This window comes from Desulfobacter curvatus DSM 3379 (assembly GCF_000373985.1).
Lineage (GTDB): Bacteria > Desulfobacterota > Desulfobacteria > Desulfobacterales > Desulfobacteraceae > Desulfobacter > Desulfobacter curvatus.
Map to the genome: position 1 here is coordinate 24,564 of NZ_KB892901.1, position 15,444 is coordinate 40,007.

General features: G+C 51.6%; 10 protein-coding genes. 7 read left to right on the forward strand and 3 right to left on the reverse strand.

Features of this window, described 5'->3' with window-relative positions:
• The first annotated feature begins 1 nt into the window (after nt 1).
• The 7 genes from B147_RS0100865 (at nt 2) to B147_RS0100895 (ending at nt 9,535) form a co-directional block, all read left to right on the forward strand.
• Nucleotides 2-391: a DUF2149 domain-containing protein gene (locus tag B147_RS0100865; RefSeq protein ID WP_020585372.1), complete on the forward strand. Its 390-nt coding sequence runs from the start codon at nt 2-4 to the stop codon at nt 389-391.
• Nucleotides 392-404: 13 nt separating this feature from the next.
• On the forward strand, nt 405-2,435 hold the full coding sequence (locus B147_RS0100870) for a TonB-dependent receptor plug domain-containing protein (RefSeq protein ID WP_245568877.1): 2,031 nt from the start codon (nt 405-407) through the stop codon (nt 2,433-2,435).
• 118 nt (nt 2,436-2,553) lie between these two features.
• On the forward strand, nt 2,554-3,459 hold the full coding sequence (locus B147_RS0100875; protein WP_033396666.1) for a type II secretion system protein N: 906 nt from the start codon (nt 2,554-2,556) through the stop codon (nt 3,457-3,459).
• Nucleotides 3,460-3,641: 182 nt separating this feature from the next.
• Nucleotides 3,642-7,199: a DNRLRE domain-containing protein gene (locus tag B147_RS0100880; protein ID WP_020585375.1), complete on the forward strand. Its 3,558-nt coding sequence runs from the start codon at nt 3,642-3,644 to the stop codon at nt 7,197-7,199.
• 147 nt (nt 7,200-7,346) lie between these two features.
• Nucleotides 7,347-7,586 carry a hypothetical protein gene (locus B147_RS0100885; protein ID WP_020585376.1) on the forward strand — a complete coding sequence of 80 codons (240 nt, stop codon included), beginning with the start codon at nt 7,347-7,349 and terminating at the stop codon, nt 7,584-7,586.
• A complete protein-coding gene (locus B147_RS0100890; protein WP_157237711.1) occupies nt 7,558-8,889 on the forward strand; it encodes a hypothetical protein in 1,332 nt (443 codons plus the stop codon). The genes B147_RS0100885 and B147_RS0100890 overlap by 29 nt, the downstream gene beginning before the upstream one ends.
• The gene (locus tag B147_RS0100895) at nt 8,882-9,535 is read left to right on the forward strand and encodes a hypothetical protein (RefSeq protein WP_020585378.1); all 654 of its coding nucleotides are present in this window, start codon (nt 8,882-8,884) and stop codon (nt 9,533-9,535) included. Before B147_RS0100890 ends, B147_RS0100895 begins: the two co-directional genes overlap by 8 nt.
• A gap of 362 nt (nt 9,536-9,897) precedes the next feature.
• Here the strand turns inward: B147_RS0100895 and B147_RS0100900 are convergent, their stop codons facing one another.
• From B147_RS0100900 to B147_RS0100910, 3 genes are read right to left on the reverse strand one after another with little or no spacing between them, the layout of a single operon-like run.
• Nucleotides 9,898-11,046 (reverse strand): DUF362 domain-containing protein, encoded by a 1,149-nt coding sequence (locus B147_RS0100900; protein WP_020585379.1) that lies wholly within the window; start codon nt 11,044-11,046, stop codon nt 9,898-9,900.
• On the reverse strand, nt 11,043-14,165 hold the full coding sequence (locus B147_RS0100905) for an efflux RND transporter permease subunit (protein ID WP_020585380.1): 3,123 nt from the start codon (nt 14,163-14,165) through the stop codon (nt 11,043-11,045). The genes B147_RS0100900 and B147_RS0100905 overlap by 4 nt, the downstream gene beginning before the upstream one ends.
• On the reverse strand, nt 14,165-15,349 hold the full coding sequence (locus B147_RS0100910) for an efflux RND transporter periplasmic adaptor subunit (RefSeq protein ID WP_020585381.1): 1,185 nt from the start codon (nt 15,347-15,349) through the stop codon (nt 14,165-14,167). Before B147_RS0100910 ends, B147_RS0100905 begins: the two co-directional genes overlap by 1 nt.
• Nucleotides 15,350-15,444: the final 95 nt, after the last annotated feature.

Below are 15,444 nucleotides of genomic sequence, written 5' to 3' on the forward strand. Positions count from 1 at the left end.
CATGGTAAAACCGCATTCTACAATAAGACGATCACGCAGTAAAAGTGCGTTGTTCCACAGCGATGCCGATGATCCCATGTCCGGTGTGGCCAACCTGTTTGATGTGGCCATGGTGTTTGCCGTGGCGCTGATTTTAGGCATTTTCCATGTACTCAACATTCCCGAACTGCTCATGGGGACCGATGATGTCACCATCATAAAGAATCCAGGGAAAGCCAACATGGAGATCATACAAAAAAATGGCAAAAAAATGGAGAAGTACACCATGAGCCGGGAGGATGCCGGCGGCAACGGGCAGCGGTTAGGGGTGTGCTACAGACTGGAGGGCGGTGAAATGGTCTATGTACCTGAATCCACGAAAAAACCCAAAACCAACAATGCCGATAATTAAGCTAAGGAAGAAAATGATGAGCAGAATATGGAACTTGGTCCTTTTAATTTTTCTCTTGCAATGTTTTAGCCTCAATGCCTGGGGACAAGAAGCGGAAAAAAAAGAAACCACTGAACTTGAGTCCATGACGGTTATCGGGGAGACGGTGGCCCCGGAAGCGGTAGAGGTTTCAAGCCGTTTTTATCTTCCGGAAAGCGTGGAAGCCGTCCAGACCCTGACCCGGGAAGATATTGAGGCCATCCAGCCCCGGGATGTCACAGACCTGATCGAGTATTCGCTGGGCATGAACATGTGGAAACAAGGCGCCCGGATCCATACCTTTTCCTTCAGTCGCGGAGATGCGGTCAGCGTTATTCTGAACGGGGTCTATCTCACATCAAACGAGGCCCGGCGCATGATTTCAGATATCCCCGTAGAGATGATCGATTCCATCAAATTTGTACGTGACGCATCGGTGATCACCATCGGACCTTTGATGTCGTTTGGTACCGCCGAGGAAGGTTCCCCCAACCAGGGATTCATCATCATTGAGACCCGGAAGAAAGGGCCGGACACAAAATACGGCACGCAGATCCGCGCAAGCTACGCCTCCTATGACACGTTCAAAGCCTCGGCGGTTACCGGCCATTCGTGGCAGGACGACCGCTTTACATTCAGCGCTGGATACCAGCGGACCCATAGCCAGGGAAGAGACGATTGGAACAACGGCTATACCGGGGATACCTTGCTGTTTAACGGCGGTTTCAACAATGATGTGCTTCTGGCTAATTTCTCACTTTACTACAACACGGCAGCCAGAGAAATCCAACGCCACGAGAGCATCTACACCGGAGAACTGAATGAAAATGTCTGGGAATACGATCCCATCGATACCCTGCTGATGTCCATCAACCTGACCCGGCCATGGAATGAACATCATACCACCTCACTGACCTATGGCTGGAATAGAACCGAGTGCACGGGATATAGGTACACCATTGATGATAAATCGGCGACCGGTAACTATGCCAAAGACCGTTCCAGTGAGTGGAACCTTACCCATTCCATTGCCACGGATCGCAATACCTTCAAAATCGGCACGCAAATGGTCAGTTGGTTTCAATTTATTGAGCGCGCTCCCTCACCCCGGGAGGAAGAGATTTATGGGGCATATATAACCGATGCCTATAAAATCAAAGAGTGGTGGTTCATAGATGGAGCCTTGCGGGTGGATAAAAAGAAAATTGTTCATGGGGGAGATACATACCTGTCCAACGGCACACAGGTAAAACTGTCTGACGGGGAGTGGACCGATGAGGCCTTTGTGGCTTCCCTGGGCAATGCCTGGCAGATCAATCCCATATGGAAATTGACGGCGCGCTATTCGTTTAATGTGACACCGACGCCGGATGTGCTGACAACCGTTGATGATGCCGAACTGCCTGATGAACAGCGACATCGCTATGAAGTGGGTGTGGCGGCTGATTTCAACAAGGTCATCCAGGTCTCGGCAACACCATTTTACTATAACATTAAAAATGCCAAGGTGTCGGCGGATACCATCAGCACGGATTCCAATGGCGATCCCATCCTTGATCCGGTTAGCGGAGATCCCACGGACATCACGGTATATGATTCCCAGGACAGGGAACTGTACGGTTTTGAATTGAGCATTAAAGGCCGTTTTTACAAGGACATCCTGGGATATGAACTGGGATGGACGCATTTTGTGGACACCGAAGAGGACGGGAACAATGGGACTGAAAATCCGGAAAACAAATTCAGCGGACGCCTTAACTGGCATTATGGTGACTGGCGCAGCGACTTGACGATTCTTCACGTCGGGCCCTATTCAAGTTACGGATACACTGTGGGGGATTTCACAACCGTGAACTTAAGTGTCAGCCGGACGATTTTCAATGGTGTCAAGGTAACCCTCTTTGGTAAAAACATCACGGATGACGAATACGCAACCAACAACAAAGGATATCCAACATTTGCCCAATGGGGTTGCCTGCGTGATGTGGGCGCCACTTACGGCATTGAAGTCAGCTATAGTTTTTAATCCCGGCCGGATGTTGCTTACTTTATTTCATCAGCGGTCTGTTCCCAACGAACTGCCGTGAAGTCTACGGTATTTTATGCGTCCCTGCCGACACAATGCCGGGCAATTGATAGCCATAATGAAATTTATTTTTTACACGATACTGACCGCTCTGACCGCTCTGGTGGCATTCCAGGTTTATGCCTTAGTCCGTCCTGGGGATAAAGTAGGGCAGAAGATAACTGATTCACCGGCTGCACCCGAAACGCCGGAACCCAACGTTTTAAAAAAACAAACGGTAAAATTAAATGATGACCAGCGCACCATCACAGGTCGAAATCTGTTCAATGTCGAGGTGGACAAGCATCAAAACCTTAAGCTTGAAAACATATCACAGCTGGAAAAAACCAACCTTAAAATTACCCTTTTGGGTACGGTGACAACACCAGGCAAAAAGAATAAAGGATGGGCTGTCATAGAGGAGGCCAATAATAAAAAACAGACACTGTACAACGTGGGAGATACAATCCAAAATGGAACAATCAAATCAATTTTAAGAAATAAAATTATATTATCGGTCAATGGGCAAGATCAGATTTTAGAGGTGAACCAGAACCTTACGAAAAATTACAGAAAACGTACAAACCGCCCTCATCCCAGCATAGAACAACAGCATCAACCCGCCGCGTCTAAAAAAAAAGAAATTGATCTTGATGCAGTCAAAGAACTGACAGGCGACATTGAACCGGCCCCCAGACAACCGCTGTTTAAAACCCGTACTTACTATGACAATGGCCGGGAATCCGGCGTGATGATTTACGGCATCAGACGAGGCGCCTCAGCCCAAGCCCTCGGCTTGAAAAACGGAGATGTTGTCCAGGCCGTGGACGATACTGAAATTACAAATCCGCAAGATCTGGAAAGCATGATGGACCGTATGGACAGGGATTCCGATATCACGGTTTCGGTGATCCGGCGCGGAAAGACCAAAGAAATTGTATATAATGAACAGGAAAAGTCTTTCGCTGTCAACGATATTGAATAATGAGGATGATGGCAGATTTCATGTGTCGTTTTGTTGAACGTAACTTCTGCGGTTCCCTTCCTCCGCCGAATCTGCGCCCTAACAAAGCCCTAAAAAAATACTAATAAAAAAACAAAACAATCCAAGCATTGATGCTGTACGGTGTCGCAGATCGCTCACTAAACAGTAAATTGGGAGGAGAAATGAAAAAGGCAACAGCGACCCTGCTCATACTGTGCTTCAGTTTGTTGATAAGCACATCGGTGTGGGCACAGAAAACGATGTACACAACTCAGATAGTACTCGACAATATTGAAGAGTACGTCTCCGACGGCTCCTGGGACTCGGGCAGTTCCGATCTTGAGATCGGTTATGAAAAGCCTGGCGAGGAAGACCAGGAACAGCAGATTGTCGGGGTTAGGTTCCAGAATGTAACCATCCCTGCAACCGATGAAATTGCAAAAGTTTACATCCAGTTTACCCAGGATGAGGATAAAAACCAGTCTCCATTTTCAGCGACCATCTGGGGACAGGCCATCGGCGACGCACCCCAGTTTCAGGAAGAGACTTATGCTGTTTCTTCACGGGAAAAAACAAGCGCTTCCGTAGCCTGGACGGATGTACCCGAGTGGACGGTCACCCACGAACAGGGTAAGGACCAGCAGACGCCTGATCTGACAAATATTCTCAAGGAAATCAAGGCCAGGGGGGATTGGAACGATGGCCAGAGTATCGTATTCATCTTTGAAGCTACTGGTACCCGTACCGCCGAGTCCTATGACGGCGGCGGGGAAACCTATGCCCCGATACTGGTGATCGAAACAGCCACCACCGCATCCTACCAGCCGTTATCCTCTGCCGACGACGCCGAAGAGGGTGATGATGGTGCAGGTGTCATGGATATCGACAGTTCTGATCTTGAAATTGTCATGGATCATGAAGATGATCCCAGCCGGAACCAGACTGTGGGTATCCGCTTCAGAGGCGTTTCCATCCCCCAGGGGGCTGAAATCCAGAGCGCCTTTATCCAGTTCAACGTGGATGAAGAAGATAAAAATGCAGATCCCTTCAATGTGACCATTACAGGTGAAGCCAACGCTTACCCCGAAGCGTTTTCAAATACACTTTATGATATCTCTTCAAGAACAAGAACGTCCGCAAGTGTTGAGTGGAACGACATCCCCATGTGGACTGTCAAACAAGCGGCGGGTGAGGATCAGAGAACCAGCGATCTGACCCCCATTGTTCAGGAAATTGTCAACCGCACCGACTGGTACGGCGGCAACAACATGGTTTTTATCCTTGAAGGCACCGGCCAGCGCACCGCAGAATCCTTTGACGGCGCAGGGGATAACACCGGGCAGCGGCCCACCCTGGTGGTAAAATTTATCGGGGAAGAAGAGAGCCCCTCCATTGGAAAAATCAGAGCAAGCTGGAATGCGGATCCCGCCACCACCATGGTGGTCAGCTGGGACCAGCTGGACGGTGAAAACCCGGTTGTAAAATGGGATACCACCGACCATGGCCGGGATGCAAGTGCCTATCCCAATACCCTGGCACCTTACAAAACCGTCAGCGCCTATGACATGAACACCCAGTTTGCAGCGTTTACGGGCCTTGCACCCAACACCATGGTTTACTTTGTGATCCAGGACAGCCTGAACACCAGCAAACGGTACTGCTTTTTAACCGCCCCGGATTCCCCCGAGCCCTTTGCCTACATTGCCGGCGGTGACACCAAAAGCACCGGCGATGCCTACCTGGCCGGCCAGTATTCAAACCAGATGGTGGCCAAGCTGCGCCCCTTGTTTGTTCTATTCAGCGGGGACTACAACAGCGGGGACGGCACAGATGCAAACGCCTGGGCAGACTGGCTGACCAACTGGTCCGAACAGACCACCACCGAAGACGGCCGGCTTATCCCCATCATTGCCGTTCACGGCAACCATGAAAACGGGGATTACGAGGTGTTGCACAAGTTATTCGACACCCCGGAAACCAACGGTTATATGTATAACTTTTATGCGCTGACCTTCGGCGGTAACCTGCTCAAGGTGTTTGCCCTGAACTCCGAGCTGCAGAACGGCGATACCTATGCAACAGCCTTTGAAAGTATGAACCAATGGCTGGCCGATGAGCTTTATGCAAGTCAGGATGTAACGTTTAAGACGTGTGGATATCACAAACCCCTGCACCCCCATACAGCAGGCAAAGCTGAAAACCCCACCCTGATTAATGCCTGGGCAAATCTGTTTTACACCTACGGGATGGATATATCCTGTGATGCCGACTCCCACATGCACAAACTGACCTTTCCCCTGGCACCCTGTGACGACACGGATGACACGTGCTTTCAGGACTTTAAAATTGACGAGGAAAACGGTACGTTCTACCTGGGTGAAGGCAGCTGGGGTGCAAGCCCCAGAGACCACAACGACGACAAACCCTGGACCCTTGACAGTGATTCCTTTAACCAGTTTAAGTGGATCCATGTCTATCCGGCCACAGGCACCCAAGAGGCGTATTTGTCCATCAGAACCGTTATTACCGGCAAAAAGAACTGCTACTATGACAACTGTGCTGAAGGTGAAACCTCGGGTGACACCGTATCCCAGGTGCCTGATGTGGAAAGCCTGACCGAAGAGAATAAATATACGGCCATCCCTGAAAACATCGTTTTCGCGGACGCCCCTTATTTCGGCACTGAAATCCAGCTTCCCTTCACCCGCAACACCTATTCCGGTGATGTGCCCACAGCCCCCGCCGACTTGTCTGGAGAGGCTGTCTCTTACACTGAGATCGTCCTGACATGGGCAAATACATCCACGGAATCCGTTCAAAAGATTGAACTTGAGCGTAAAATTGGAGATGGTGACTGGGAAATCCTCAGCAGCCAGATTCAGCCGGAACTTGAATCCTATGAGCTGAGCGGACTCCAGGATGGAACAACCTATAAATTCAGAATGCGCGCCAGAAATATCTTTGGGTATTCCAATTATACCGGTGTGTGTAGCGTTGCGACCCTTACTGACCCCCGCCTGAAAGTTGTCTTCCAGACCGGCCGGGACGGTTATGACGGCACCCTTGATATGGAAATTCGGTCAGCATCCCCGGACTCAGCGTTTGACGGCACCGAATCCGTGAGTGTGGATATGGCCGACGGCGGTGTCGTACACGGCATGGTGAAATTTAAAAACCTTATTGCATCCATTCCCGATAACGCTGAAATTGTCAGTGCGGAACTCCAGGTGCTTACCACCAGCAGCTCGGACGGCACCCAATCCTTTTACAGGATGCTGACCGACTGGCCCGAAGCGTGTACCTGGAGCGCACTGGGCGGTGATGGGGTTTCCCCTGACGGCACTGAAGCGACAGCCGAGGCTGAAGCAACGGCCGGCTCACCGTCCTCCGGCGAATTGACATATATTGATGTTACAGAGTCCGTTAAAGCCTGGGCTGCCGGAGTCCCCAACTATGGATGGGGTATCATCAACTCCTCCACCGACGGCTGGGATTTCTACGCCTCAGAGACAGCGACCCAGAGCGACCGGCCTCAATTAACCGTCTACTATACCATAGAAGGTGATTTGGATGAAGACGGTGATGTTGACAAGGATGATATTGCTAGGATCAGATCCCACCTGCGCGCATCTGCTTCCGTATGTGAGGCGTGCGACATTGATGGTGACGGCACAATTACGATAAGAGATGCAAGAATGCTTATGAAAAGCTGTACGCGTGCAAGATGTGCAACTGAATAAATTATTGTAATGCCTGAAAAAGAGCCTGGAGCGATTCTGTCCGGCCGCCCGGCTCTTCTTTCTTTAACGGCACGGACAAATTTTAAAAATTTAATAAGGAAGCGGTGCCTTAAGGTGCTGCTTCCTTAAATTTTATGGAATCCTTATATGAAAGGTTCAATTTTAAGGGTGAAACACGGGTATAATCCCAACTCATCCTCCATGGGGAGCATTATTTTTGTGCTGCCTCTGTCTATGATCGGTGTGGCCTTTGGCACGGCAGCCATATCCAGTCTGATACTGCCTCACTTTGTTAAGGACAAAAGCCCTTTGTCTCACACGGATCCTGTTGATGTGCACGAAAAGATATCCGGTACCGATGACGTCGAAAGCCCACGTGATGTTTAAGTATATTGTTTCCCTGGCTCTAATCCTGCTGATCCTCCCGGGGGGAACCGCCGGAGCTGCCTCTGTCCTGGATGACGCGCAAAAGCAGTTTACAGCCGGACAGTTCCAGGACGGGGTAAATATTTTGCGCAGGGCCGCCGCAGAGAAAACCGCATCAGAGCAGGAACGACTTCAAGCAAGCCTTGCCCTTGCCGGATTTTATGCAGACCAGGTCGGAGATTTTCAACGGGCATCCCAGGTGTTGAAACGCGCCCTGTCACCTTGGAAAAACATGAACTCAGTTAAAGTTTCCCAGGACGCCCAACACCAGCTGGACCAATGGGAAACCCTTAGAAAACAAGAGACAGCCCTGTTTCCGAAAATCCGGGAAATGAAGCAGTTGACCTTCACACGCCGAATCGTGGGCAACCCGTCCCAGGCCCGAAGACTCCGGCAGAATATCAATACACTCAGCAGTATAATCAAATCCCGCCCCGATTATTACGGGCTTCACGAATTGTATTATACACTGGGCCTGACCCACAAGGTTTGTGACCAGCCCTTTGCGGCCTGGAAGGCGTTCAGGCATGCCCTGACCTTGAAGCCCGCCATGGATCTGTATATGCCGGTATCCCGGCTTGAAAAAGAGACCCGGCTGATGTGGCAGATCAAATTTTTAAGGATCGGTGCAGGCACGCTGCTTTGCATTGTCCTGTTGATCCTAACGGTCACCTGGTACGTTCAACGGCCCGGACGCTGGTTTGGATTCAGGCATCTGGCTGCAGGAGCTGTGGTTGCAGGCGTATGGGTACTGATCTTTCATTTTGGGGCTGTTACCCCCCAACACCTTGACAATGCACACCAGCTTGTGAACAGTGACGGCATCTATCCGCTGCCCCTTTATCTGCATCTGAAATCAGGGTCGCCCGGATCCGGGCCTTTAAACTACCTGTTTTACTACGGACTGGCGGCTGTGACCGGCAGTTTTCTTTTCAGTGCCGCCACAGGCCGGTTTAAGCGGCGACTGTTGGCCACAGGTCTAAATTTTGCTTTTGGCTTGGTCCTTTGCACATCATTGGGGACCTTGTTTTATCTAAACCACTGTCAGACAAATGTTGAATTTTACCCCAGGCAGACCAGGGTGGCGGACCTGGCAAAAGGCTGCCTGGCCTATCCCCTAAGCGATCCTGAGCCCTACCTGTTAACCAACCCCTTGTATTACCAGGGTCTGGATCTGACCCAGATTGATGATTTAAAATTGATCGAATGGCTCAAATCCTATGATCAGCTGGCAAAGAATTTTGGTAAAAAAGACGATGATTAACCGACACAAACTACAGAACCGCCGGGAACACGCTTTTGTCAAGCTGCCGGGCATCGTTATCAATACTATTTTTGTGGGATTTATCTGTGCAGGACTTTTTTTGGCTTATACCACTTTTTTTTCAAACGACACCGTCACCCTGTCCCGGATGAGAAAAAATGAAATGGCTGCCTATGACCATCTAAAAGAGATCTTTACGGCACAAAACGCCTATTATGAAAAGAGCCGGGAAATCGTGGGTCGCAAATTGTATGCCGTATTTTTAACCCATTTGTGGAAGGCAGTAGATCGTGGAGGCCGCCCAGTTAACTTAAATCTGATTCCTGAATCTTTGGCCGTTGCCGTGGGGACAACCAAAATCGTGGACGGGTACTATTTCATAGATGTCAGGCAGCGCAGAATCTCCGGGAAGCAGGCGCCTGTTACTATAGATTACACCAAAGCCTGGACTGTGGCGGCCATTCCGCAAAAACCGGGACAGTCTGGCAGTTTCGTACTGATGATCGACCAGACAAGAGCCCTCAGTGCCATTCCGGTCGACAAATATGCGTCCCGGTATCCCGTGCACCCCGAAAAAGGTGGATGGACTCTGCTGACCACTAAAGAGGATCTTGCCGTATTACAGGAAAAAGGACCCATGCCATGATCGAAAATACATTGGTCACGCATCTTGTGCCTGGACTTTTTTCATTCGGCTAGAAAATTCACTGTCAAAATATGGATTGAAAAGAGGTCTATTTTGGCAGGCTAAAAATAACATAGATAGAGCAGACTACCTCAAAAACAGAGTCCATTCTGGGGTGAACGACTACCGCAGACTATCCCTGTACTTCCACACTTTGTAAATCCTCAAACCAGCGAGCAATATTACGTGTATCACGGGGTTTTCGATTCCTCTCAATTCGAAATTTTGACTAGACCACAATGATGGTATTTATTCTCACCCAAGCCTATTTCAAAACAGTATTCAATAGCAAAAGTATTGTGTAGGCGAAGCATTTCAAATTTTCAATGGGGCATTATAGCGCGCAACCGCTCGACAATGCCCACCAGCGCGCCGGTTTTGAAATGAATGGCGTTGGCCGGGCAGACCTCCTGGCAGCAATAACAGCGGATACAGGTCAGATGATCAATGACAGCGTGACGGGGCTCCTCGAACCGAAGGCTTCCCGGTGGACAGACTGCTGCACATTTGCCGCAGTCCCGGCACAGGCCAGGGTCTTGAACCGGCCGGGAGGTCAGGTGCTTGCGCATTGGCCCGGACATAAACCTTGGCACCAGCATGGCCGATTCCAGTACCGGCAATTGAAAATTTTGGGGGATTAATCCATTTGGATCGTCACCAACCATCTGGGTATCAGACCCATCGGATCGGACAAGCCCCCTGCGAACGGCAGCACTATACAAAGGAAAGCTTGCCGGATGCGCACCCAGTAGAGGCGCCAGGGCCAAATCCATGGCCAGGGGATCACAGGAGGCCCCCAGAAAGCCTAAATGGCAGGGTGTGCCGTTATTGGGTCCCCGGCCCTGCATGCCCCAGACACCGTCAAGGATGGTCAGGGCCGGCTTGACCGTGCGGCAGATATCCAGCAAAAGATCGGCAAACATGATTCGGTCTGCCCCGGCATGCATATGCCACTGGCTTTTCCGCGGACCCACCACCATTCCGAAAAGATTTTTAACCCCCATGGTTAAAAGCATCATGCAATGGGTCTTGAGCTTGGGCAAATTGATGACCACATCAGCGGCCAGTGCGGTCTCTTCCAGTTCCAGGGCATGGTATATAGAGCCATCGGGCGTTTTAGCCAAGGAGGGGCGGCAAAACTCAATCAGATCCGCCCCAAGCTCGGCAGCCACATCTTTCATGCCGGTAACCCGGGAAATACGGGATACCTTGTCAATGGCCGGACTGTCTCCGATGACGACCTGTCCCCCTGCCTTCAACACCAATTTTCCCACGGCACGTACTACGGCTGGATCAGTGGTCACCCGCTGCGCCAAAGGCGCGGCACTGAGCATATTGGGTTTGAGCAACACACGCTGTCCCGGACGGACAAACGTTTCCATGCCCCCACACAACGCCACGGCCCGCTCCACAGCAGAAGCCACATTCCCCGCCTCATAATTCGGACAGGCACAAAGTGCCACCTTGGTCATAAAGACGACCCCTTATTATCTTTAAATAAATCTTTGATGTCCTCTAATATCAGGTAAAGACAGGGGACAAGCCCCAAGGTAATCAGCGTGGCAAAAAAAATACCGAACCCCAGGGAGATGGCCATGGGAATCAAAAACTTTGCCTGGCGCGACGTCTCCGTGATAATCGGCGCCAGACCTCCGCAGGTGGTTAAGGTCGTCAAAAGAATGGGCCTGAACCGCTGTATCCCGGCAGCCTTAACCGCGGCCGCCACGGGCATGCCCCCACGCACAAGCCGGTTGGCAAAATCAATGAGCACCAAAGAGTCATTGACCACCACGCCGGCCATGGCCACAAGGCCAAACAGGCTCATAACCGAAAGGGAATACCCCATGATAATATGGCCGGCCACAGCCCCAATCACGCCAAAAGGAATACAAAGCATGATGATCAAAGGCTGAAAATAGCTTTTAAAAGGAATGGCCAGCAGCGCAAACACACAGAATAACGCCAGGGCCAGGCCTTTGACCAGCGCGGTCACACTCTCCTTGATATCCGCCTGTTTACCCTTGAATTCGTATGACAGGCCCGGATACTGCTTCATCAGTGACGGCAGAATCTCCTGCTCCATATCCCGGATAATATTCTCGGACTGCGACTGGGGGGTAACATTGGCCGAGACCTCAATTTCCCGCCGTCCGTTGCTCCGGCTGATTTCGGTATAAGCCCTTCCTTTGATAGTTTCGATGGCATCCCGGAGCATGATCTCCCCGTTTGGGGTATTGAGCACATAATTGTCAAATGCGGTTTCGGAAATGCGCTCATCGTCTGCAATCCGCACCCTGACCGTAACCTCATTTCTTCCCCTTTGGTTTTTCACGGCCTCAATCCCCTGGTAAGCATTTCGAATTTTGCGGGCAATGGTTCCCGGGGTAAGTCCCATACGGTGACCGGCAGGGGTCAGGGTGATGTCAAACTGCCGTTTTCCCTGGGCAGATCCGTCATCAATGTCCGATACGATGGGGTATTCACCCAGTTGCTGGGCAAGGTCTTCCCCGGCCCGGTTCAAAATATCCGCATCCCGGTGGCTCAAGGCAATGGTCAGCCCCTTGCCGGAACCGGGCCCGCCCCGGTTGGATTCAAAGGAGATGGTCTCAACACCGGCAACCCGGCCGGTTTTTTCCCGCCAGATCCGGGTCACCTCGGAGGTTGATATCGGGCGCACCTCGGGAGGCGTCAAATAAATCCTCACCTGGATATTGTTCTCACTGACCTGGGAAAAAATTCCCGTGGACAACTCCTGCTTTCCATTTTCATCCACGGTCTTTTGGGCCGATGCCACCAGGCGGATTTCCATTTGCCGGACCTTGCTTTCAGGCGTGCCATAGGGCAGATAAATTTCACAAAAGGCGTAATCGGATTCAACTTTTGGAAACAAAACCATGCCCATTTTCCCGGATTTTACATATCCAAAGGTAATCAGCAACAGGGCAGCTCCTAAGGCAAGTACCGTATACCGCCAGGAAAGCAGTCCGGACAAAATCCGGCCATATACGGATTTGATAACGGTTTCAAATTTTTCAGAGAATCTTGCCTGCCAGGCTTCAAAGACATTTAAGGGGAAAAACAAAGGACGGCTGCCATGACTTAAATGGGCCGGCAGGATCAACAGGCTCTCAATCAAGGAGACACCAAACACAGCCACCACCACCAGGGGCATGGTTTTAAATATCTTGCCCATGATGCCCGGGATGTACATGATGGGCATAAAGGTGACCATATTGGTGACCACTGAAAAAAATACGGGAACGGCAATGCTTTTTGCCCCCTGGATGGAAGCCTCCAGAAACTTCATGCCCTGACGGCGGCAATGATAGATATTTTCCCCCACTACCACGGCATCGTCCACCACAATACCCAACGTAACGATAAAGGCAAACATGCTGACCATATTGATGGTAAAATCGGTTGCGGACAAAAAAATAAAAGATCCTAAAAATGAAATGGGGATACCCAGACTGACCCAGAAGGCCAGACGGATTTCAAGGAACAAGGCCAGACACAAGAACACCAGGCCAAGTCCCATATAGGCGTTGCGCAGCAATAGATCCGCCCTTTGGGCAAAAATTTCGGACAGATCCCTGACAATGCTTAAATGAATCCCCTCGGGCAGGTCCTCATTAATGATTTTCAGCATCTTTTTGGTGGCCTCAGCCACTCGGGTGGGGGTTTGTTTGCCCACCCGGTAAACCGCAATGGTGACGGCCCGTTCGCCGTTAAATGAAGCCCATTCTTCCGAATCCTCAAAGCCTTCGCTGACCTTGGCAATGTCGGACAACACCAATTGAGATCCGTCCTCCCGGGTGAGGATGGGTAGTTTTTCATATTGCAGGGCATAGTCTTTGCGGGATTTGACGCGCAGCAGGATATCCCCGCCACCGGATTTAATGGCACCACCGCCCAGCTCCACCGAGGCCGTGGAGACGGCATCCGCCACATCGGACAGGGTCATGCCGTAACGCCGCAGGGTATTGGTGGAGATCTCCACCAGGATCTCACGCTCCCTGACGCCTTCAAGCTCCACCTGGGTGATTGCAGGGTCGGACAAAAACCTGTCCCTGATATCGTCGGCAAGATCGCGCATGGTGGTTTCCGGCGCGTTGCCGTGAAGGGCCAGACGCACCACTTCCCGCTGCCGGGAGGTGATGGTGATCACCGGGTCTTCCGCCTCATCGGGAAAGGTGTCAATCCGGTCCACCTCACTTTTGATCTCCTGCCACAACCGGGTGACATCAGCCCCGTCCAGCGCTTCTATGGTGACCGACGCCCGGCCTTCCAAAGCCTGGGATGTTATCTCATCAATGCCTTCAAGGTCCCGCACCGCCTCTTCCACAGCCAGGATAATACCGGACTCCACCTCTTCGGGACTGGCCCCGGGATAGGCCACTGAAATACTCACCGTATCCAGGGAGAATTCGGGGAACACCTCCTGTTTGATATTAACGCCCATAAAAAGGCCGCCCACAAGAAAAACCGCCATGAGCAGATTGGCGGCCACGGTGTTGCCGGCCATCCAGGCGATGGCACCCCTTGGGCCGTGTCCTGAAGGACCGGGAGAACCCGGGTTGTGTTCAGACATTATCGGCTCTCCTGTGACGCAAGGGTCAAGGCCATGCCCGGCACTGGCGCGGAAAGATCAGAAGATACCACAAGGTCCCCCGGGGAAAGTCCGGACTGAACAAACACCCGGTCATTTTCAATCCACACGGGGGCCACCTTGCGGATCTCCAGGCGCCCGTCATTATATATCCATAAACTGGAATCCTCCCGGACCAGGGTCCGGGGCAGGGAAAACACATGGTCAAAGGCCTGGCCTTCAATGATTGCTTCCACGTGATCATCTAACAGCATGGCCGGACGGCCTTTGGCAGGCCCAAGCCCCAAGGGGTCATCCACCTGAATAATCACGCCTGCCATGCGGCTTTGCTCGGTAACGGCGCCGGTGGTCCGCACCACACGCCCTTCCCACTCACGGCCGGCATAAAGGGAGCGGATACGGGCCGGACTGCCTTTGGTTTCATGGACCCGGATCCGATCCAGGCGGTCCAGGGGCACCTGGACTTCCACCTGGTAACAGGCCACGTCCACCAGGGAAGCAAGGGTTCCCTGGACTGCGGCCATGGCCCCTTTATCCACCTCTTTGGACAATACCAGGGCATGGAAGGGGGCTGTTATTCTGGTTCGTTCCAGGTCCAGGCGTGCGGCTTCAAGATCGCTTTGGGCACTTGCCACGGCAGCCCGGGCCTGCTCAAGCTGGGGTTTTCTGAGCACCAGGCTGGTCGCCTGTATCTCATTGGGCGACATTGTGGACATAAGCTTAAGCTCTTCTTTTGCAATCTGCTGCTGGCCCTTTTCAATTTCAAAATCAGCCTGGGCCTGGGCCAATGCGCTTTGCGCCTTGCTCACGGCAAGCGTATAGTCAGCCGGATCAATCCGGACCATGGTCCGCCCCTTGCGAATCAATCCCCCCTGGACAAATTCCGGGGCCACCTGGATGACCGTGCCGGCCACCTGGGATTTAATGACCACTTCCTTGTCCGGCTGGACCGTACCCATGGCCCGGATCTGTGCGATGACCCGATCAGGATCCACCTTCATGACATCCACCACCGGAGCAGTTTTCTCAGCAGGTTTGCGTTGGACTTTCACGGCTTTTGATTTGTAGTACCAAAATCCGGCAATACCGAGGGCAATCAGGCACACAGGCAGAATAATTTTCAAAAGGGTTACACCCAGGGAAGTGTGTGAAGCAGTCTGGTTCATAAATCACTTGGCTCCGGTATTTTCATGAAAATAGAGACAAGATACGAGAAACAAGAGGGCGAAGCGCCTGCGGCGCCCATTTTAGCCCTTCATTG